The sequence below is a fragment of the Dietzia sp. genome, assembly GCF_036741115.1.
In the GTDB taxonomy this organism is placed as follows: Bacteria; Actinomycetota; Actinomycetes; order Mycobacteriales; family Mycobacteriaceae; genus Dietzia.
In genome coordinates, this window is record NZ_DAINST010000008.1 from 1 (window position 1) to 20,280 (window position 20,280).

At 69.4% G+C, this 20,280-nt stretch carries 15 protein-coding genes and 1 pseudogene; 10 read left to right on the plus strand and 6 right to left on the minus strand.

The annotated features are described in order from the left end of the window. Nucleotides 1–321: helix-turn-helix domain-containing protein (locus V7E05_RS02325; RefSeq protein ID WP_333618067.1), on the minus strand; the 321-nt coding region annotated here is incomplete at its 3' end. Nucleotides 322–624: 303 nt separating this feature from the next. Here V7E05_RS02325 and V7E05_RS02330 point away from each other — a divergent pair. The 4 genes and pseudogenes from V7E05_RS02330 (at nt 625) to V7E05_RS02345 (ending at nt 7,976) form a co-directional block, all read left to right on the plus strand. After that, the gene (locus tag V7E05_RS02330; protein ID WP_333618068.1) at nt 625–2,808 is read left to right on the plus strand and encodes an acyl-CoA dehydrogenase; all 2,184 of its coding nucleotides are present in this window, start codon (nt 625–627) and stop codon (nt 2,806–2,808) included. 83 nt (nt 2,809–2,891) lie between these two features. After that, nucleotides 2,892–5,231 carry an acyl-CoA dehydrogenase family protein gene (locus V7E05_RS02335; protein WP_333618069.1) on the plus strand — a complete coding sequence of 780 codons (2,340 nt, stop codon included), beginning with the start codon at nt 2,892–2,894 and terminating at the stop codon, nt 5,229–5,231. A gap of 17 nt (nt 5,232–5,248) precedes the next feature. Continuing rightward, nucleotides 5,249–6,337: pseudogene (locus tag V7E05_RS02340) on the plus strand (bifunctional MaoC family dehydratase N-terminal/OB-fold nucleic acid binding domain-containing protein); the annotation flags it as partial. Between the two features lie 439 nt (nt 6,338–6,776). Next, a complete protein-coding gene (locus V7E05_RS02345; protein ID WP_333618070.1) occupies nt 6,777–7,976 on the plus strand; it encodes a lipid-transfer protein in 1,200 nt (399 codons plus the stop codon). Here V7E05_RS02345 and V7E05_RS02350 read toward each other — a convergent pair. Continuing rightward, nucleotides 7,973–8,905 carry a cation diffusion facilitator family transporter gene (locus tag V7E05_RS02350; RefSeq protein WP_333618071.1) on the minus strand — a complete coding sequence of 311 codons (933 nt, stop codon included), beginning with the start codon at nt 8,903–8,905 and terminating at the stop codon, nt 7,973–7,975. The genes V7E05_RS02345 and V7E05_RS02350 overlap by 4 nt on opposite strands. 103 nt (nt 8,906–9,008) lie before the next feature. Continuing rightward, a complete protein-coding gene (locus V7E05_RS02355; protein WP_333618072.1) occupies nt 9,009–10,004 on the minus strand; it encodes an alpha/beta hydrolase in 996 nt (331 codons plus the stop codon). 186 nt (nt 10,005–10,190) lie between these two features. On the opposite strand from V7E05_RS02355, the gene V7E05_RS02360 reads away from it, so the two are divergent. From V7E05_RS02360 to V7E05_RS02370, 3 genes are read left to right on the plus strand one after another with little or no spacing between them, the layout of a single operon-like run. Then, nucleotides 10,191–11,912, plus strand: coding sequence for an AMP-binding protein (locus V7E05_RS02360; RefSeq protein ID WP_333618073.1), 1,722 nt, complete (start codon nt 10,191–10,193; stop codon nt 11,910–11,912). A gap of 54 nt (nt 11,913–11,966) precedes the next feature. Then, nucleotides 11,967–12,278, plus strand: a complete 312-nt coding sequence (locus V7E05_RS02365) for a hypothetical protein (protein WP_333618074.1) — start codon at nt 11,967–11,969, stop codon at nt 12,276–12,278. Beyond that, entirely contained in the window at nt 12,278–12,601 is a 324-nt protein-coding gene (locus V7E05_RS02370; RefSeq protein ID WP_333618075.1) for a hypothetical protein, read from the plus strand. Before V7E05_RS02365 ends, V7E05_RS02370 begins: the two co-directional genes overlap by 1 nt. 61 nt (nt 12,602–12,662) lie before the next feature. Here V7E05_RS02370 and V7E05_RS02375 read toward each other — a convergent pair whose 3' ends face one another. The 3 genes from V7E05_RS02375 to kstD form a co-directional block, all read right to left on the minus strand. Further along, nucleotides 12,663–14,264 (minus strand): acyl-CoA synthetase, encoded by a 1,602-nt coding sequence (locus tag V7E05_RS02375; protein ID WP_333618076.1) that lies wholly within the window; start codon nt 14,262–14,264, stop codon nt 12,663–12,665. 122 nt (nt 14,265–14,386) lie between these two features. Next, nucleotides 14,387–15,250 carry a MaoC/PaaZ C-terminal domain-containing protein gene (locus V7E05_RS02380; protein ID WP_333618077.1) on the minus strand — a complete coding sequence of 288 codons (864 nt, stop codon included), beginning with the start codon at nt 15,248–15,250 and terminating at the stop codon, nt 14,387–14,389. Between the two features lie 51 nt (nt 15,251–15,301). Further along, nucleotides 15,302–17,014, minus strand: coding sequence for a 3-oxosteroid 1-dehydrogenase (kstD, locus tag V7E05_RS02385; protein ID WP_333618078.1), 1,713 nt, complete (start codon nt 17,012–17,014; stop codon nt 15,302–15,304). A gap of 272 nt (nt 17,015–17,286) precedes the next feature. Between kstD and V7E05_RS02390 the strand changes: the two genes are divergently transcribed. The 3 genes from V7E05_RS02390 to dmpG all read left to right on the plus strand — a co-directional run bounded on the left by V7E05_RS02390 (nt 17,287) and on the right by dmpG (nt 20,212). Then, complete coding sequence (locus tag V7E05_RS02390) at nt 17,287–18,093, plus strand: 2-keto-4-pentenoate hydratase (protein ID WP_333618079.1); 807 nt, start codon at nt 17,287–17,289, stop codon at nt 18,091–18,093. Nucleotides 18,094–18,214: 121 nt separating this feature from the next. After that, complete coding sequence (locus V7E05_RS02395) at nt 18,215–19,132, plus strand: acetaldehyde dehydrogenase (acetylating) (RefSeq protein WP_333618080.1); 918 nt, start codon at nt 18,215–18,217, stop codon at nt 19,130–19,132. Nucleotides 19,133–19,141: 9 nt separating this feature from the next. Then, nucleotides 19,142–20,212 carry a 4-hydroxy-2-oxovalerate aldolase gene (gene dmpG / locus V7E05_RS02400; protein WP_333618081.1) on the plus strand — a complete coding sequence of 357 codons (1,071 nt, stop codon included), beginning with the start codon at nt 19,142–19,144 and terminating at the stop codon, nt 20,210–20,212. Nucleotides 20,213–20,280: the final 68 nt, after the last annotated feature.

The window sequence follows — 20,280 nt, forward strand, 5'->3', positions numbered from 1 at the left end:
GGGAGAGGTGCGCGCGGTCTTCTCGTCGATCTTCGCGAACTCGCGGGCGAGCGCGGAAACGAGGAGATGGACCTTGGAGGGGAAGAAGCGGTAGAGCGTGCCGACGGCGACCTCCGCCTTCTCGGCGACGGCGCGCATCTGCACGGCCTCGTAGCCGCCCTTCGAGGCGAGGGCCAGGGTGGCATCGAGGATGCGGCGCTGCCGCTCGCGCTGGGAGGGGGTCGTGGGGATCTCCGGGCTCGCTGTGCGCGCCTTCGACTCGCTCCCGCGGCCCGTCTCGATCGTCGGGGTCCGCAGGGCAGCCGTCTCGTCCAGTGCCATTTCCCAGTCCTCACTGCGCGTCGTGGATACGCCGTCCTCGGCGTCGTACTCTCGCCGCCCGCGCCGGGGTCGCCGGGCGGTGCGGGGCAATTTTCTCGTGCTTTTCCCAACCGGGGCACACGGGGGTGAGCCGCGTGCCATATTGGAACACGTTCTAGAGTAGAACGTGTTCTAGTTATTGATAAGCATTATGGGACAGATCACGTGTGAGCTCGGACTCGTTCGCGCCATGGGCCTGCCCGACCTGCGGGTTTGTGGTCCCGCTCGCACGAACCCGAAGCACGAACCCGACGAGGAGAACCGTTGAGTATCGCCACCACCAAGGACCAGTCCGATATCCAGGAGTCGATCCGCGCCTGGGCGAAGTCGGCCGATCCCGTGGCCGCCACGCGGAAGCAGGAGACCGATCCGAAGGCGTGGGAGACGCTCTGGCCGGCACTCGCGGAGATCGGGATCACCTCGGTGGCGCTGTCCGAGGAACGCGGCGGCGCCGGCGCCGAGATCGTGGACCTCGCGTGCATGCTTGAGGAAGCGGCGGCGGCGCTCGTCCCGGGCCCGCTTCTTTCCACCTCGGTCGTCGGTGTGCTTCTCGACCAAGCCGGCGGGGCTGTCGCCGATGCCGCGGCCGAGCGCATCGCCTCCGGTGAGCTCGTCGCGGGCCTCGCACTCGGGAACGACGGCTCGCTCCCCGAGATCGCTGCCGATGGCACGGTCTCCGGCGAATTCGCCGCCGTGATAGGCGGGACCGCCGGCGGCGCCGTGCTCTTCCCGGCTTGCTCCGGCGAGGAGACGCGCTGGGTCCTCGCCGACGCCGGCGCCGAAGGCGTCTCGCTCGAGCCCGCTACCCCGTTCGACATCTCGGCGAACTCGGCTCGCTGCGTCCTCTCTTCTTTTGTCGTGACGCCGGAGAACACCCTCGCCGGAGTCGACACGGCCCTCGTCCACCGGCTTACCGTCGCGTTGGCGGCCGCCGAGCTCGCGGGCGTCGGCGACTACACGCTCCGCACGGCCGTCGAATACGCGAAGATCCGCGAGCAGTTCGGCCGCACGATCGGCTCGTTCCAGTCCATCAAGCACCTCGCCGCGAACATGCTGTGCCGCACCGAGGAGATCCGTGCGCTCGCCTGGGACTCCGCCGTCGCGGCAGGGGACGCGCTGCGCGGGGACTCCTCGGAGCTCGACATCGCCGCGGCCACCACCGGCGCCGTCGCTTTCGACCTGGCCGTGCAGAACGCGCAGGACTGCATCCAGATCCTCGGCGGTATCGGGTTCACCTTCGAACACGAGGCGCACTTCTACCTCCGCAAGGCCGCCGGCCTGCGGCAGGCGATCGGCGGCTCGAGTCGCTGGCGCCGCGAACTCGCGAGCCTCACTCTCGACGGCAGGCGGCGTCATCTCGAGATCGACCTCTCGGAGATCGAGGGCATCGACGCCACCCGCGCCGAGGTCCGCGGGCTCGTGGAGAAGGTCGCCGCGGCGCCCGAGGGTGCCGAGAGACGACGCGCCCTTGCGGACTCCGGCCTCTTCATGCCCAACCTCCCCGAGCCCTACGGGCGCGGCGCCTCGGCCGCCGAGCAACTGGTCATCGACGAGGAGCTCGCCGAGGCCGATGTGGCCCGCCACGACATCACCATCGGCGGCTGGGCCGTGCCGACGATCCTCTCCGCCGCGCCGCAGCACGCCGACCAGTTCGTCCTGCCCACCATGGCCGGCGAGCTCAAGTGGTGCCAGCTCTTCTCCGAGCCCGGCGCGGGTTCGGACCTCGCCGCTCTCACGACGAAGGCGGAGAAGGTCGACGGCGGTTGGAAGATCAACGGACAGAAGGTGTGGACCTCGCTCGCCCGCGAGGCCGACTGGGCCATGTGCCTCGCGCGGACCGAGCCCGACGCCCCGAAGCACAAGGGGATCACATACTTCCTCGTGGACATGAAGTCCGAGGGGATCCGCACATCCCCGCTGCGCGAGATCACCGGCGAGGCCCTGTTCAACGAGGTGTACCTCGAGGATCTCTTCGTCCCGGACGAGTATCAGATCGGCGAGCCGGGCGCGGGCTGGAAGATCGCCCGCACCACACTCGCCAACGAGCGCGTGGCCATGGGCGGCGGTTCCTCGCTCGGCGACTCGGTCGAGGAGCTCCTCGAGCTAATCCGCCGCTCGGGCCAGGACGCCGATCCCGTGACCCTCGACGAACTCGGCCGGCACGTCGCCGACGCCGTGGCCGGTTCGCTCCTCGACCTCCGCACCGCCATCCGCTCTCTCGCGGGTAACGGTCCGGGCGCCGAGTCCGCCGTCCGCAAGATCGTCGGCGTCCGCCACCGCCAGGCCGTCGCCGAGTTCGCCTACGGGCTGGTGGGGGCCGCCGGATACGACTTCACCGAGCAGGGCCGCAAGTTCCTCATGGTGCGCTGCCTGTCGATCGCGGGCGGCACCGAGCAGGTGCTGCTCAACGTCGCGGGCGAGCGGATCCTCGGCCTGCCTCGCGACTAGCCCCGGCGACCGAATCGCGCGACGCCGGCGGGGCGAACGACACCGCCGAGCACCACCTTCCACGAGACGAGAGGCGAGGAGCCATGGACTTTTCCCGGAACGACACCCAGGCAGCGGTCGCCGAGGCCGTCGCCGGGGCGCTGCGCGATGCGGCGCCCGCCGAGGAGCTGCTCACCGCGCTGCCGAGCCGCTCGATCGACGACGCCGGATACGACGAGAAGCTGTGGCGCTCCTTCGCGGCCTCGGGCCTCCTCGATCTCGCGCTGCCCGCGGCGCTCGGCGGAGACGAGCTCACGGTGGCGGACGTCGCCGTCGCGCTCGAAGAGGTCGGCAAGGCCGGCGCGGTGGTCCCGGCGATGGAGACCCTCGGCTTCGGAATCGCGCCGATCATCGCCCTGGGCACAGCGGAACAGCAGGCCGAGCTTCTCGGCGACATGGCCTCGGGCCCCGTCCTCACCGCCGCTTGTGGCGAGGCCCGAGCCCCCATGACGACGGACCCCGCCGCCCGCCTGGAGAACGGAAAGCTCCGCGGAGCGGTCACGGGAGTGCGCTACGCCGCGCAGGCCCGGACGATCCTCGTGCCCACGCTCGGCGGCATCGCCGCGGTGTCGCCGAAGGTCGAGGGCGTGGAGATCACGCCGGCGCTCGGCAGCCTCGGCGTGCCCGAGTACGCCGTGTCCTTCGACGGGGCAGAGGTCCAGGCAGTGCTCACGGGAACCGAGGGCACGCCGGCGGCCGAGCTCCCCGAGGCCGAGGGGCGCGCGCTCTTCGCCCGCTTCCGCGCCCTCCAGCTCGCGGCGATCACGGCGAGCGCCGACGGGTGCCTCTCCGGCGCCCTGGGCATGACCGCCGAGTACCTCAAGAACCGCGAGCAGTTCGGGCGCCCACTTGGCTCCTTCCAGGCCGTGCAGCAGGAGCTCGCCGACGTCTACGTCGTCGCGCAGAACATGCACAACCTCGCGGTCTCGCTCAACTGGCGCATCGCGCAGGGACTCTACGGAAGTAGCGATCGCTACGCCACGGACGGGGACATCGCCGCCTGGTGGCTCGCCTCCGAGGGGCCGCGAGCGATGCAGGTCCTCCACCACCTCCACGGCGGCGTCGGCGTCGACATCACCTACCCGATGTTCCGCTACTCCTCGGCGGTCTCCGACCTCGCGCGCTTCGTCGGCGGCGCGGAGCTACAGCTCGAGAAGATCGCCGCGGCCGAGATCGACCCGGCCTCGGCGCCCCCCGAGGAGGCGGAAGGGGAGACGTTCATCGATCTCACCGAGCCCCAGCGCGCGCTGCAGGCCGAGCTGCGCGAATACTTCGGCACGCTGATCTCGCCCGACGAGGCCGCGGACATGGCCACCACCCGCCACGGCGAGACCTACCGCGCGGTGATCCGGCGGATGGGCACCGACGGTCGCCTCGGCGTCGGCTGGCCGGAGGAGTTCGGAGGCAAGGGCTTCGGGCCCATCGAGCAGCAGATCTTCACCAACGAGGCGAACCGCGCGGACGTCCCGTTGCCCTCGGTGACCCTCCAGACCGTCGGCCCGACGCTGCAGAAGTACGGCACCGAGAAGCAGAAGGAGCGCTTCCTCCCCGGGATCCTCGAGGGCACGGTGCACTTCGCGATCGGTTATTCCGAGCCCGATGCCGGCACGGACCTCGCTTCGCTGCGCACCACGGCGAAGAAGGACGAGTCCACCGGCGACTGGATCATCAACGGCCAGAAGCTGTGGACCACTGGCGGGCACGACGCCGATTTCGTGTGGCTCGCCGCGCGCACCGGCGCCCCGGACTCGCGCCACCGCGGGCTCACGATCTTCATCGTCGACACCTCCGACCCCGGCTTCTCGTTCACCCCGATCATCACCGCCGACGGCGCCCACCACGTCAACGCGACGTATTACTCCGACGTCCGCGTCCCCGCGGACATGGTCGTCGGCGAGGTCGACGGCGGCTGGAAGATGCTCACCACGCAGCTCAACCACGAGCGCGTGATGCTCGCCCCCGCCGGGCGCATGGGGCTGTATCTCGATCGCCTCCGCGCGTGGGCCTCCACCCCGGCTCCTGACGGCGGAGCTCCCATCGACTCGCCGGTCGTGGCGCGGGGCATCGCGGAGATCGCCGCGCTCTTCCGGATCAACGAGCTGCTCAACTGGCAGGTCGGGGCGACGGGGGAGAACCCGTCGATGGGCGATTCCGCGGCGTCCAAGGTCTTCGCCACCGAACGCATCCAGCACGCCGGCCGCCTCTTCGCCGAGCTCCTCGGTCGCTTCGGCAATCCGGCGACGCCCGCTGACGCCGAGCTCGCCCGGTGGCTCGACATGATGACCAAGCGCAACGTGGTGATCACCTTCGGCGGCGGTGTCAACGAGGTCATGCGCGAGCTGGTCTGCATGGGCGGCCTCGGCATGCCCCGAACGGCGAGGTAGAAGGGAATCCACGAACGATGAGCACGGAAACGCAGCGAGCCGATTGGGGCACCGAGGCGCAGAACGAGCGGATCCTCGCGTTCGCCGACGAGGTCCGCGCCGCCGGGCCGAGCGCGCGCCGCACCGCCCGCGACCCGATCAACATGCCGATGATCCGGAACTGGACCGAGGCGATCGGCGACGAGAACCCGATCTACGAGTCCGAGGAGGCCGCGCGGGCCGCCGGCCACGACGGGATCGTCGCCCCGCCCGCGATGGCGCAGGTGTGGACCATGCGCGGCCTGGGTAGGGACTGGAACGACGACGACCCGCTCGCCCGGATGACCTACTTCCTCGAGGACGAGGGATTCCCCTCGGTCGTGGCCACGAACTGCGATCAGAAGTACCACCGCTACACGCGGCCCGGCGAGGTGCTCACGGTCGATTCCGTGCTCACCGACGTCGTGGGCCCGAAGACCACGGGACTCGGGACCGGATGGTTCTTCACCACCCACTCCACGTGGCGCGTCGGCGAGGAAATCGTCGCGGAAATGGATTTCCGGATCCTCAAGTTCGCGCCGGCCGCCCGCGGCGGGTCGGGCGGAGGAGCGACTGGCTCGACGCAGGCCTCAGCAGCGGGAGCACCGGCGTCAGGGGCGATCGCCTCCTCGCTCGGGGGCGATACCTCGGACCTCGTGGCGGGGAAGGTGATGCGGCCGAGCGCCTCGCACGATACCCAGTTCTTCTGGGACGGGGTGCGCGCGCACGAGCTGCGGATCCAGAAGAGGCCAGACGGCTCGCTGCAGCATCCGCCCGTGCCGGCGCTGTGGAAGGACAAGAGCGAAGAGACCGACTACGTCGTGTCCACGGGGCACGGCACCGTGTTCTCGTTCGTCGTCCACCATGCGCCGAAGGTGCCGGGGCGCACGCGCTTCCCGTTCGTCATCGCACTCGTCGAGCTCGACGAGGGTGTGCGGATGCTCGGCGAGCTTCGCGGGATCGACCCGGGAGCCGTCGAGATCGGCATGCCCGTGCAGGTCGAATACCTCGATTTCCCCGGGGACGAATCCGAGGATGCCCGACCGGGGAGCGAGCCGTGGACGCTCTACGCCTTCGCGCCGCGCGAACCCGTCGAGCGCACGGTCCCCGCGGTGCCGCCCACCGGCGTCACGGCGGGAACCCGCCTGCCCGAGCTGCGCATCACAGGCACTCCCACCTTCATCGTCTCCACGGCGCTGGCCACGCGGGATTTCCAGGACGTCCACCACGACCGCGATCTCGCCCACGCCAAGGGCTCGAAGGACATCTTCGTCAACATCCTCACCGACACAGGCCTCGTCGCCCGGTACGTCACCGACTGGGCGGGGCAGCGCGCACGGGTGCGCTCGGTCGCGCTGCGCCTCGGCGTGCCCTGGTACGCGTACGACACCCTCGCGCTCGCGGGCACGGTGGAAGGCGTAGGGGAGGACGGGATCGTCACGTGCAAGGTCGTCGGAAGCGATGCGCTCGGCGCGCACGTCACCGCGACAGTCGAGCTCGAGCTCGACGGGACGGAGGGATAGGGCAATGACAAAGACGTCAACGAACACCACAGGCCGCTCGCTCGCCGGTCGCGCCGCGATCGCGGGCATCGGCGCCACCGATTTCTCCAAGAACTCCGGGCGCTCCGAGCTCCGGCTCGCAGCCGAGGCCGTGACCGCGGCCCTCGACGACGCCGGCCTCTCACCCTCCGACATCGACGGGCTCGTCTCGTTCACGATGGACACGAACATCGAGATCGCCGTCGCGCGAGCCGCCGGCATCGGCGAGCTCAAGTTCTTCTCCCGCATCCACTACGGTGGCGGTGCGGCCGCGGCCACGGTGCAGCAGGCGGCCATGGCCGTCGCGACGGGAGTGGCCGAGGTCGTAGTCTGCTACCGGGCGTTCAATGAGCGCTCGGGGATGCGCTTCGGGCAGGTCAACTCCTCGCTGGTCCAGCAGGTCAACTCCTCGGGCACGGACAACGCGTTCTCGTACCCCCACGGGCTCTCCACGCCCGCCGGCTTCGTGGCGATGGTCGCGCAGCGCTACATGCACGACTACGGCGCGACGAGCGAGGACTTCGGCCGCATCGCCGTCTCCGACCGGCGCTACGCGGCGAACAACCCCAACGCGTTCTTCTATGGCAAGCCGATCACGCTCGCCGAGCACCAGGCCTCGCGGTACATCGCGGAGCCGCTCCACCTGCTCGACTGCTGCCAGGAGTCCGATGGTGGCCAGGCCATCGTCGTCACCACACCGGAGCGGGCGAAGGACCTCAAGCAGAAGGCGGTCACCGTCGCGGCGGCGGCTTCGGGCTCGGGCCCCGATCAATACATCATGACCTCGTATTATCGCCCGGATCTCGCTTCGCTGCCCGAGATGGGGCTCGTCGGCGAACAACTCTGGGCGCAGGCGGGCTTCGGTCCTGGGGACGTCGATGCCGCGATCCTCTACGACCACTTCACGCCGTACGTGCTCATGCAGCTCGAGGAGCTCGGCTTCTGCGGCCGCGGGGAGGCCCCGGACCTCGTCCGTCAGAAGGGGGTGTTCGACCTCGATGGGGCGCTGCCGCTCAACACCCACGGCGGGCAGCTCGGCGAGGCATACATCCACGGTATGAACGGGATCGCGGAAGGCGTCCGCCAGATCCGCGGAACCTCCGTCAATCAGGTCGCGAACCCGCACCACGTGCTGGTCACGGCCGGCACGGGCGTACCGACCTCGGGGCTCGTCCTCACGGACTAGTGGACGATTCGCTCGTCGCCCGCGTGCGCCGCGGTCTCGAGCTGGAACGTCGAGTGCTCGACAGGGACGTCGAAGTGCGTGGCCACGCACTCCTGTAGGTCGCGGAGGATCTCCATGGCGTGCCCGTCGCGGAGGCAGGCGTCGCGGATCACCACGTGCCCCGTGAGCACCGGCACGCCCGTGGCGATGAGCTCCGCGTGCAGGTCGTGTACCTCCTCGACGTGGTCCATCGCGAGGATATGACGGCGGACCTCCTCGAGATCCAGGCCCTTCGGCGTCGACGCGAGCAGTACCTGGGTGGTGTCCCGCAGCAGGGTCAGCGTGCGCGGGATGATGAACGCGCCGATGAACAGGGAGGCGATGGCGTCCGCCCGAGTCCACCCCGTGGTGGCGATGACGATGGCGCCCACGATCACGGCCACGGAACCGAGTGCGTCGCTCAGAACCTCGAGGAATGCGGCGCGGAGATTGAAGCTGTTGCCGCGCCCGGCCATGAGGATCCACAGCGAGACGAGGTTTCCGAGAAGGCCGGCGATTCCGAATAGCAGCATCGGCCCGTCGCTCACCTCCGGCGGAGCGAAGAGGCGGCGAATGGCTTCGACGATGACGAAGACGCCCACCGCGAGGAGGAGGAGCGCCTGCGCCGCGGCCGCGATGACCTCGGCGCGGCGGAAGCCCCAAGTGCGCCGCATCGTCGGGGGCCGGGCGGCCAGCGTCGCGGCTCCGAGCGCCACCGCGAGGCCGATGGCATCGGTGAGCATGTGCCCCGCATCGGCGAGGAGGGCAAGGGAGCCGGAGACCGCGGCGCCGACGATCCCGACGGCCATGATGAAGAGCGTGACGCCGAGCGCCGCTGCGAGGCGTCGACGATCCCCGCCCGCTTCGGCGGTGTGGTCGTGGCCGTGTGAATGACCGTGATCGTGTCCCATGCGAGCATCGCCCCCTTTTCCCTGTCCGGGGGACGATTCTAGTCGGGCCGTCCTGCAGAAGGAAGGTCTGCCTAAGCCGGCACGCTTCCGGGTGGGGATCGGATCACTCGTCGAGCGAGCGGATGAACTTTCCGATGTTCCGGACCGCGTCGACCGCCTCGGGAATGAGCGGGTGGAAGGCCTGGAATACGTGGACCTGGTCGGGCCAGACCTGATGTGTGGAGTCGACGCCCGCCGCGACGAGGCGCTCGTGGAGGAGTTCGATGCCACCTGCGATGATCTCGGCGCCGCCAGATTGGATGAACACGGGCGGCCAGTCGCCGGAGAACCGCATGTTGACCGGGGAGATCCTGGGGTCCTCTGGCGCGAGGTCCGGGGCATAGAGGTCCCGGGAACGTTCCACGAAAGACAGCGCGAGGAAGGGGTCTTTGCGTTCGAGATCGCGCGTCGTCATATCCGATAGGTCCATGTCCACCCACGGTGAGATGAGGATGATCCCCGAGGGGGTGTCCTTGCCGTGCTCGAGGAGGCGGGACTGGAGCTGGAGCGCCAGGTTGCCGCCGGCGGAATCTCCGCACACCACGATGTTCTCGGGGTGGTATCCCTGCTCGACTAGCCAGTGGTATCCGGCCTCGACGTCGTCGACGGCGGCCGGATAGCAATGCTCGGGGGCGAGCCGGTAATCGGGGAGGAACACGGGCGACGCGGATTCGCGAGCGATGCGCCCGGCGAGGAACTTGTGTGACCAAGGAGAGCCGAAGGTGAACCCGCCGCCGTGGATCATGTAGATCACGCGGTCGGAGGAGAAGAAGGAGCGGCGGCCGACCCAGAGTCCGGGGACGGGGCCATCGACGACCCAGTTCGCGGAGGTCTCCAGCGCGGATGCGCGGCCGGCGCCGTTGGTCATGGTGCGGAGGCGGCCGAGGGCGCGCTGGTCCGGGGGCATTCGGTCGAGCGCGGGGCGCACGATCCGACGCATTGAAGAGGTGACGAGCCGCGAGCGGATCGTGGAGGTCGGCTGCGCGCCGCTTCTGGTCGTCGACCGGCGTGCGGGCTCGCTCTCGCTATCGATCTGTCGCGTCGACTCGGGTCGTGACATAGATACCCCCCACCTCCGGCGAGCGATAGTTGCCCGAACCGGGAACGAATGGGGGTGCGCGCTTCGGGCGAACCCACCCATTCCTCAACGTAGTGTGAGCGGACTCACATAGGATCTTTCCAGAAGCATAACAACCCGAGCGACCGATAGGTCAAATGTCGGTGCGCCGGGGTGAGGAGAAACGCTGTGAGCGTCGACGAGGCCACCGGATCCGAGACCCCGGAGGGTGCAGGGACAGTCGCCCAGGCGACGGACAACGAGGCGCGCAGGGATACCGCCCGGCACAACCCCGAGATCAACGAGGCCGACGTCTTCGAGGCGGTCGTCGACCGTCGCCCGGACAGTCCGAGCGTCGCCTTCGATGGGGCAGTGTTCACATTTCGCGAATTCGACCAACTCGCGAACCGCTTCGCCCACGCCCTCCTCGGCCAGGGGATCGAGCGCGGGGACCGCGTGGCCATCGTGGCGCGCAACGTCCCGGAGCACCTCGGCGCCATCCTGGGGCTCATGAAGATCTCGGCGGCCGCAGTCAACACGAACTTCATGTACGGGCCCGAGGAGATCCGGAACATCCTCGTCGACTCCGCTTCGGCGGGAGTGCTCGTCGAGTCCGAGTTCGCGGCGACCGTGGCGGCGGCCATCTGCGAGGGCGGCGAGCTCGCGGTGCCGAGCCTCCGTTTCCTCGTTGCGGTCGGTGAGCCGGGGGACGAGCTCGTCGCAGCCGCAGAGGCCGCAGGGATCCCTCTGCTCGATTCTGCGGAGATGCTGCGCGCGGCGAGCAGCGAGCGGCCCGCGGTCGAGCGCTCCGGTGACGATCGCTGGCTGCTCTACACCGGCGGGACCACCGGGCATCCGAAGGGCGTCGTGTGGCGGGCCGCGGACTATTACTACGCGTGCCTGTCCGGCGGGAACCCGTACGGCGAGGCCCGCAACAGCCCCGAGGAGGTCGCCGAGGCGACGGTGGACGGGTTCCGCGCGTTCCTGTCCGCGCCGTTCATGCACGGCGCCGGGATGTTCACCCTCTTCACCTTCCTCAATCTCGGCGGCTTCGTCGCGGTCCAGCGGGTCTTCGACCCGGAGAGGATCCTCCGCGCCTGCGCGGAGTTCGACGTCCAGGCGCTCGTCATCGTCGGCGACGGCATGGGCGTGCCGCTCGTCGACGAGCTCCGCGCCCTGCGTGAGGCGGGGGAGGAGCTCGACTTCCCCGGGCTGTTCATGGTCGCCTCGGGCGGCGGGATCTGGTCGCAGGTCAACAGGGACGCGTGGAAGGAGCTGCTGCCGAACATCATGTTGCGGGACAACGTGGGCGCCTCCGAGTCCGGTAACGACGGGGAGATGGTCTTCGACGAGGCCGGCAGGCTGCGCCTCGACCCCGGGCGCGGGATCGTGCTCGTCGACGAGCTCCTCGAGCCGCTCGAGCCGGGGAGCGGGGATATCGGGTACATCGTGCGCACCGGGCACCTCCCGCTCGAGTACCTCGGAGACCCGGAGAAGACGGCCTCGACCTTTGTCGAGGTGGGCGGGGAGCGCGGTTCCCTGCTCGGCGATATGGGCATGCTCGCCGAGGACGGCGGGATCATCTTCCTCGGCCGCGGCTCCGGCTGCATCAACACCGGCGGGGAGAAGGTGTTCCCCGAAGAGGTGGAGTCCGCGCTCAAGCGGCACCCCGCGGTCTTCGACGCGCTCGTCGTCGGGGTGCCGGACGAGCGCTACGGCGAGGCCGTGGGCGCCGTGGTCTCGGTGCGCGAGGGCGAGCCCGATCCCACGGTGGACGAGATCCGCGAGCACGTCCGCGGACTCCTCGCCGGTTACAAGGCGCCGCGAGTGGTGTCCTTCGTCGACGAGGTCAAGCGCTCGCCTGCGGGCAAGGCCGACTATCGCTGGGCGAAGCGGGCGATCGACGCGTAGCGGGCGGTATCCTCGGCCGGGACGGGACCGCTAGACACCACCGAAGGAGGCGCCGTGCTGCAGTTGGCGATCGACGCCCTCGCCCGCCGCATCCGGCTCGACCGTTCGCGCTCGATGCGCAGGCGCCTCCGGAAGGCCGAGCGCCGCATCTCCGCGCTGGCTGACGGCGCACGTACCAGCCCCCGAGGGGGATTCGAGCTCGAGCCGTGGCGCTACTCGGTGCCGCTCACGCTCCTCGTCTCCATGGCGGCCGAGCGCGGCTTCGTCCCGGATACTGCAAGCCAGGGCGGGCACGGGCGCGAGGGCGCCGCCTGGGAGCTGCGCGAGCGCATCCACTTCGTGCCCGGCGCGCTTGAGGTCGCTTGATGCACAGCTTCTTCCTCGCGTTCTTCTGGGCGCTGGCCGCGCTCGCACTGCTCGCCGCGCTGGCATTCGGCGCGGCTCTCGCCTACGCGGCCCTGCGCCGCCGCGCCTCCCCGGAGCGCCGCGAGCGCGCGCTCGAGCGGGCCCTGTCCGTCGATAGGCCGTGGATCAGCGTCCCCGAATATTCGCTTCCCGGCGCGCCGGAGGCCCGCCGCATCGCCGCCGACCGCGGCTACGTACTGCGCGGGATCGAGCGCTCGCGCGGCCTCCTGCGCGCGCCCGTCCACATCTACGTGCCACGCGAAGGTCGCGGCCGCTCCGAATGAGCGGCGGCGCCCCGGTGAGGCCCGCTGGGGCAGCGCGATCGGTACCGCGCGCGTAACGCGACTACGCGACCATGTCCTTCGCCCAGCGGTAGTCCGCCTTGCCCGCGGGCGAGCGGCGCACCTCGGGCACGACGACCACGGAGCGCGGCACCTTGTAGCCGGCGAGCGTGGTGCGGCAGTGCTCGATCAGCTCGTCGAGGCTCGGCTCCTCGAATCCCTCGCGCAGGGAGATCACGGCCGAGACGCGCTCGCCGTACTTCGGGTCCTTGGCGCCGGCCACGAGCGCGTCGAACACTGCGGGGTGCCCCTTGAGCGCCTGCTCGACCTCCTCGGGGAACACCTTTTCTCCGCCGGTGTTGATGCAGCCGGAGCCGCGACCGAGGAGCACGATCGTCCCGTCGGATTCGACCCGCGCCATGTCCCCGAGTACGGAGATCCGCCTGCCGTCATCCAGCGTCTTGAACACGGTGGCCGATTTCTCGGGCGCCTTGTAGTAGCCGAGCGGCACGTGGCCGACGCGGGCGAGGTAACCGATGTCCTCGCTGCCCGGCTCGATCGTCTCGAGGAGCTCGTCGACGACCAGCGAGCGCGGGCTGGGCGGAAGGCGGAGCTCGCCAGCGTCGTTCATGGACAGCTGCCCGTCGGTGCCCGATTCGGAGGCGCCGAAGTTGTCGCGGATAAAGATGTCGGGGAGGACGGTGCGGAGCTTGTCGCGTGAGGCCTGCGACCAGATCGCGCCGCCGGAGTTGACGGCGAAGAGCGAGGAGACGTCGTAGGCGTCGGGGTTGTCGACGAGCTCGTCGACGAAAGGCACGCCCATGGCGTCGCCGACGATCATGATGATCTGCACCTGTTCCTCGCCGATGAGGCGCAGAGCCTCGACCGGGTCCCAGTTGCGCATGAGCACCTGCTTCGCGCCCATGAAGAACATGGAGAACAGCGCGTACACGGCGGCGCCGTGGATCAGCGGGGCGGTGACCAACAGCGACATCGCCGGGGTGTCCCGCGCCGCCGTGGCGAGTTCCTCGAGGGTCTCGTGCGGATCGCCGTACTGGTTGCCGCCCGCGAGCGCGGCGTAATAGAAGTCCTCGTGCCGCCACACGACGCCCTTAGGATGGCCGGTCGTGCCGCCCGTGTACACCATGTAGTGGTCGTCGCCGGAGCGCTCGGGGAAGCCGCGCTCGCCGGTCTGGTCCGGCACCACATCGGCCCACGAGGCGACGGACACTCCGAGCTCGGCACAGCGCTCGGCGAAGGCCTGCGGGACCTCGCCGACCACGAGCACGGAGCGAAGCTCGGGGAGATTGCCGAGCACGGTCTGGGCGACCGGGCAGAACTCCGTGTCGATGACGATGAGCTTGGAATCGGAGTTCGAGTAGAGGTACTCGAGCTCACCGGCGGTGTAGCGGAAGTTGATGTTGACCGGGACCGCGCGCACCTTGAGCGAGCCGAGGAGCGAGGCGACGAACTCCACGCTGTTGCGCATGTGCATCGCCACATGGTCGTCTTTCCCGATCCCGATGCTCTCGAGGTAGTGCCCGAGGCGGTTGGACTCGACGTCGAGGTCCGCGTACGACAGTCGCCGGCCCTCGAAGCTCAGGGCCTCGCGGTCGGCGAGGACGTCGGAAAGTCCCTCGAAGGCATCGGCGAGATTGATCGACATGGTGTGTGTTCTCCGTCTTCGCGGTGGAGTCTGGCTGTTGTTGCGGTTGCCGCAGTGTGTTTGTGGTGTGGTTTGTGACGGCGGAGGCCGCCGTCGCTTGGCCGTCGCCCTGCCGTCGGGGTCTAGCGACGCAGCCCGAGCACGACGTTGCCCAGCACGGGCGCCTCGTCGCGCTCCACCGCGCTCGCGGTCGCCACGAGGCCGGCGTCGGTATCCCACGCCCGAACGCGCAGCGTCTCGCCCGGGAACAGGACGCCGGCGAAGGACACCCCGTATTTCGACACGGCCGCGGGGTCGCCGCCCGCGACTCCGTCGACGAGCGCGCGGAGCGCCAGGCCGTACGAGCCGAGCCCGTGCATGATCGGCCGGTCGAAGCCCGCGGCTTTGGCGAACTCCGGGTCGGAGTGCAGCGGATTGCGGTCGCCGCACAGGCGATAGAGGAGCGCCTGGTTCGGCGCGGTGGGCACGTCGATGGTGTGCTCGGGCTCGCGATCCGGGTACTCGACCTTTTCGCTCGAGCCGCGGTCGCCGCCGAAGCCGCCCTCCCCGCGGGCGAAGATCGAGGAGCGCGAGGTCCACAGCTCGGTGCCGTCTTCCGCGGTGGTGGTGGACTCCTGGATGATGACGGCGGCCTTCCCCTTGTCCTGGACCTCCGCGATCCGCGTCCTGGTGGTCGCCGTCCCGGCGGCCGGGATCGGCCCGGAGGGGGACACCGACTGCGCGCCGTGCACGACCTTCGCCAGGTCGATCTCGACGCCCGGGAACGAGACCCTCGGCGGCTCGTCGACGTGCATCGACGCCGCGACCGTGGCGAAGGACGGGAGCACGAGCGGGGTGCGGTCGTCGATGTAGCGCAGGCCGGCGGTGTCGAGCGGGTCGCGTGCGGCGCCGACGGCGAGGTTGTAGAGGGCGACGTCCGAGGCGTTCCACGAGAACGTCTGCTCGGGCAGGTCAGCTCCGAGGGCCTTGTCGAGATCGATGGGCACGGGCTCTTCGTCCTTTCGGGGACTCGCTTCTTGATGGGGTGGTCGGCGAAGCTACTCGGCGGCGACCGTCGCCGCTTGTTCGCCGCTGCGGACGGCGGCCGCGATGTCCTCGACGGCCAGGGTGCCGAACACCATCGATGGTCCGATGGTCGCGCCGGGACCGGCGTAGGTGTGGCCCATGACGGGGGAGGAACAGTTGCCTGCCGCGTACAGCCCGGCGATCGGGGTGCCGTCCGCGCGCAGGGCACGAGCGCGGGCATCGGTGTCGATGCCGCCCTTGGTGCCGAGGTCGCCGGGGACCATCTTCGCCGCGTAGAACGGGCCCTTTCTCAGCTCGCCGAGCGAGGGGTTGGGGGAGTTCGCGGCATCGCCGTAGTAGTGGTCGTAGCCGGACTTGCCGCGGTCGAAGTCCTCGTCCACGCCCGCGCGGGCGAAGCCGTTGAACCGCTCGACGGTCGCCTCGAGTGCCTCGGCGGGGACGCCGATCTTCTCGGCGAGCTCGGCGAGCGTGTCGGCCTTCACGAGGATGCCGTTCTTGAACCAGCGGCCGGGGAGCTTCTGCCCCGGCGCGTTGCCGGCGAACATGTAGCGATTGCGGACGCGCTGGTCGAAGACGAGCCACGCGGGGATGTTCTCCCCGGGCCCCTCGCCGTGGCCGAACTCGCCGCCGTACATCGCGTGGACTGCCTCGACGTAGGGCGCCGATTCGTTCATGAACCGCTCGCCGCGCTCGTTGACCATGAGGGTGCCGGGCAGCGAGCGCTCCGAGAGCGCGAACCACGGGGTCCCCTTGAGCGGGATCGTGGGGCCCCACCAGGAGTCCTCCATGAAGCTCACCGAGGCGCCGAGGCGCTGCGCGGCCTCGATCGCGTCGCCGGTGTTCGCCTGTGCGCCGACGGTCCACTCGGTGCCGATCGGAGCGCGCTGGTACTTCGCGCGCATCTCCGCGTTTCGCTCGAATCCGCCGGCGGTGAGGATGACGCCGTGCCGCGCGGTGATGGTCTCGCGCTTGCCTTCGCTCTCGACGACGACCCCGGTGACCCGCAGGTTCTCGCCCTCGCCCTCGGTGGCGAGGTCGACGAGGGGGGTGCCGAGTCGAAGCGGGACGTGGTGGTCGAACAGGCCCTTGCCGAGCGCGCCCATGAGCGCCTGCCCGCGGACGACCATGCGCTTGCCCGTCGCCGAGTACCACGCGAAGCGCGTGCCGACCTTGAGCGCGCGCAGAGGTCCGGAGGCCGAGCGCATGAGCATGTTGAGCCGCTTGTAGTCCGACTGCAGGATCGCGAAGTTCCGCGGGGTCTTCGTGTAGTCGGGCTCGAGCAGCTTCCTGTTCTCCCCGAGGGAGTTGAGGTCGAAGGGCTTGGGCTCGACGGAACGCCCGCCGAGCCGTCCGCCCGGCGCCTCCGGGTAGTAATCCGAGTAGTCCTGGACCCACTCCATGCGCAGGGGAGTGCGCTCGAGGAGGAAGTCGAGCACGCGCGGCCCGTTCTCGAGGTAGGCGTCTATCCGGTCCTCGTCGACCCCGCTGATGATCGAGCGGAGGTACGAGCGTGCGGCCGCGGGGGTGTCGTGCACCCCGTCGCGCTTCAGAACCGAGTTGTTCGGGATCCACACTCCGCCGCCGGAGCGCGCGGAGGAACCGCCGAAGTGCTCGGCCTTCTCGATGAGAACGACGGCCAGGCCCTTGGCCTGCGCGGCGAGGGCGGCGGCGACGCCGCCGGCACCGCTGCCGACGACGACGACATCGAATGCGTTCTGAGTCATGTAGAACACGTTATAGAAATTGCAGCCGACTCGGATCGGTTGTGTCGATAAATCCAGGTAAATCCACTATCGGGGGGAACCTATTCGGTCTACTTTGTCTAGAACATGTTGCAGAAGTCGGGTTTCGGGGTGGCCGCGGGCGGGGATGGCGAAAGTTGCCCTCGGGACAAACTAGAACACGTTATAGTTTGCCCCGTGGGGCCTGCCGGCCCGTTCCGTCATGCCGAGTGCCCGTAGCGCCGAGCGGCAGAGAACTAGAGAAGGTCGATTCGATGAGCCAAGAGATCACGCGGACACTCGACGACGCCACGGTCGCCGAGCTCGCGGGGCGGCTGTGGGAGGCCGAGGCGAATGCCGCGCCCATCGCGCCGCTCACGGAGGACCACCCGGGGATGACGGCGGACGACGCCTTCGACATCCAGCTCGTCAATATCCGGCGCAGACTGGATGGCGGCGCGAAGGTTACGGGCCACAAGGTGGGCCTGGCCTCCGAGGCCATGCAGAAAATGATGGGCGTGGACGAGCCGGATTACGGCCATCTCCTCGACACGATGGAGTACGCGCAGTCGGCGCCGGTCGACACTTCGCGGCTGTGCCGCCCTCGCGTCGAGCTCGAGGTCGCCTTCGTCCTCGGCAAGGACGTCCCGGCAGAGGGCGTCGGCTTAGAGGAGCTGCCCGAGTACATCGAGTGGGTCGTGCCATCGATCGAGCTCATCGACTCGCGAATCGCGGACTGGAAGATCACGCTCCCCGACACCATCGCCGACAACGCCTCGTCCTGCGGGTACATCGTGGGGGAGGGGCGTGTGGCGATGGGCGACATCGACGTCGCCGCGATCGCCGTGGACATGCACCGCAACGGCGAGCACATGGCCTCGGGCCGCTCGGACGCGGTGCTCGGCAACCCGCTCAATGCGGTGTCCTGGCTCGCGCGCAAGGTCTCGCAGTTCGGCGTGCGCCTACGCGCGGGAGACGTGCTGCTGCCCGGGACCGCGATCCGCGCCCAGGACGTCTACCCCGGCGACCACGTCCTGGCGGAGTTCGCCGGGCTCGGGACCGTTTCCCTGGATTTCTCGTAGTCCGCCGTCGGACCGGCATTTCCGCCTGCACGGCCACACACGCCGAACCACCACACAGACCACAACGACAATATGCGCGCCCCGGAAGTGGTGCCGCCACGAGCCAAGGAGAACCAAGGACATGGGCGAGGGGAAGAAGCTCACCGCCGCGATCGTCGGATCCGGCAACATCGGCACGGACCTCATGTACAAGCTCGAGCGCAGCGAATACATCGAGCCCAAGTGGATGATCGGCATCGACGCCGACTCCGAGGGCATGCGTAGGGCAGCCGAGCACGGGCTCGTGTGCATGTCGCACGGAGCGCAGGAACTGCTCGATTCGATCGCCCAGGGCGGCGAGAAGCCCGACCTGCTCTTCGAGGCGACCAGCGCGTACGTGCACAAGGAGTTCGCGCCGCGCTACGAGGAGGCGGGGATCATCGCCGTCGACCTCACCCCCGCGGCCGTGGGCCCGGCCGTGATCCCGCCGGCCAACCTCCGCGCGCACGTCGACGCGAAGAACACGAACATGGTCACGTGCGGCGGCCAGGCGACCATCCCCATGGTCCACGCGGTGAGCTCCGTGGTGCCCGTCGACTACGCGGAGATCGTCGCCTCGGTGTCCTCGGAGTCCGCGGGGCCCGGCACTCGGGCGAACATCGACGAGTTCACGCAGACCACGAAGAACGCGATCGAGTCGATCGGCGGCGCGGAGACCGGTAAGGCGATCATCATCCTCAACCCGGCCGACCCGCCGATGATCATGCGCGACACCATCTTCTGCTCGATCCCCGAGGATGCGGACCAGGACGCTATCACCACCTCGATCCGGAAGCGCGAGAAGGAAATCCAGGAGTACGTGCCCGGCTACCGGCTGCTGCAGGAGCCGCAGTTCGACCCGCCGAGCGAGATCTCCGGCGGGCGCGCCCGCGTCGCCATCTTCGTCGAGGTCGAGGGCGCCGGCGATTTCCTCCCCGAGTACGCGGGGAATCTCGACATCATGACAGCCGCCGCCACCAAGGTCGGCGAGGAAATCGCGAAGTCCAAGCTCGCGGTGTAGGAGGCACACATGGACACCACCAATCCCGTCAACGCCCACGCCCGCCCGTATTCGGACGAGCTCGATATCCGGATCACCGATTCCTCGCTGCGCGACGGCTCGCACCACAAGAGGCACCAGTTCGAGCGTGAGGACATCGTGCAGGTCGTCTCCGCGCTCGACGGCGCCGGCGTCCCCGTGATCGAGGTGACCCACGGCGACGGCCTCGGCGGAGGCTCGTTCAATTACGGCTTCGGCAGGACCGGGGAGCAGGAGCTCATCCGCGCCGCTGCCGAGACGGCGAAGAACGCGAAGATCGCCTTCCTCACACTTCCCGGCGTTGGCATCAAGGACGACATCCTCGCCGCCCGCGACAACGGCGGCTCGGTGTGCCGCATCGCCACGCACTGCACCGAGGCCGACGTCTCGATCCAGCATTTCGGCTACGCCCGCGAGCTGGGCCTCGAGACCGTGGGCTTCCTCATGATGAGCCACACCCAGCCGCCGGAGGTGCTCGCCAAGCAGGCGCGCATCATGGCCGACGCCGGCTGCCAGTGCGTCTACATCGTCGACTCGGCCGGCGCGCTGGTCATGGAGCAGGTCTCCGACCGGGTCTCGGCGCTCGTCGCCGAGCTCGGCGACGACGCGCAGGTCGGCTTCCACGGACACGAGAACCTCGACGTCGGAGTGGGCAACTCGATCATGGCGATCCGCGCCGGGGCGCAGCAGATCGACGGCTCGACCCGCCGCTTCGGCGCCGGGGCGGGGAACACGCCGGTTGAGGCGCTGGTCGGCGTGTGCGACAAGCTCGGCATCACGACCGGAATCGATTTCTTCAAGATGGCTGATGCCGCCGAGGACGTCGTCCGTCCGCTCATGCCCTCCGAGTGCCTCGTCGACCGCGATTCGATGATGCTCGGATACGCCGGCTGCTACTCCTCGTTCCTCAAGCACGCCCGCCAGCACGCCGAGCGCTACGGGGTCAAGACCGCCGACATCCTCCTCGAGGCCGGGGAGCGGGGGCTCATCGGCGGCCAGGAGGACCAGCTCATCGACATTGCGCTGCAGCTCCAGCGCGATGCGCAGCAGGCGAGCGCATAGCCGCCCGTTTTCGCGTATCACCCATGCCGGCGGAGGCCGCGGTTCCCCAAGGGGCCGCGGCCTCCGGC

Excerpts from the sequence above, each read along its gene's own strand:
- V7E05_RS02335 (WP_333618069.1), top strand. The coding sequence starts at position 2,892 with ATGGACTTTTCCCGGAACGACACCCAGGCAGCGGTCGCCGAGGCCGTC.
- V7E05_RS02345 (WP_333618070.1), top strand. The coding sequence starts at position 6,777 with ATGACAAAGACGTCAACGAACACCACAGGCCGCTCGCTCGCCGGTCGC.
- V7E05_RS02350 (WP_333618071.1), bottom strand. The coding sequence starts at position 8,905 with ATGGGACACGATCACGGTCATTCACACGGCCACGACCACACCGCCGAA.
- V7E05_RS02355 (WP_333618072.1), bottom strand. The coding sequence starts at position 10,004 with ATGTCACGACCCGAGTCGACGCGACAGATCGATAGCGAGAGCGAGCCC.
- V7E05_RS02370 (WP_333618075.1), top strand. The coding sequence starts at position 12,278 with ATGCACAGCTTCTTCCTCGCGTTCTTCTGGGCGCTGGCCGCGCTCGCA.
- V7E05_RS02375 (WP_333618076.1), bottom strand. The coding sequence starts at position 14,264 with ATGTCGATCAATCTCGCCGATGCCTTCGAGGGACTTTCCGACGTCCTC.
- kstD (WP_333618078.1), bottom strand. The coding sequence starts at position 17,014 with ATGACTCAGAACGCATTCGATGTCGTCGTCGTCGGCAGCGGTGCCGGC.
- V7E05_RS02390 (WP_333618079.1), top strand. The coding sequence starts at position 17,287 with ATGAGCCAAGAGATCACGCGGACACTCGACGACGCCACGGTCGCCGAG.
- V7E05_RS02395 (WP_333618080.1), top strand. The coding sequence starts at position 18,215 with ATGGGCGAGGGGAAGAAGCTCACCGCCGCGATCGTCGGATCCGGCAAC.
- dmpG (WP_333618081.1), top strand. The coding sequence starts at position 19,142 with ATGGACACCACCAATCCCGTCAACGCCCACGCCCGCCCGTATTCGGAC.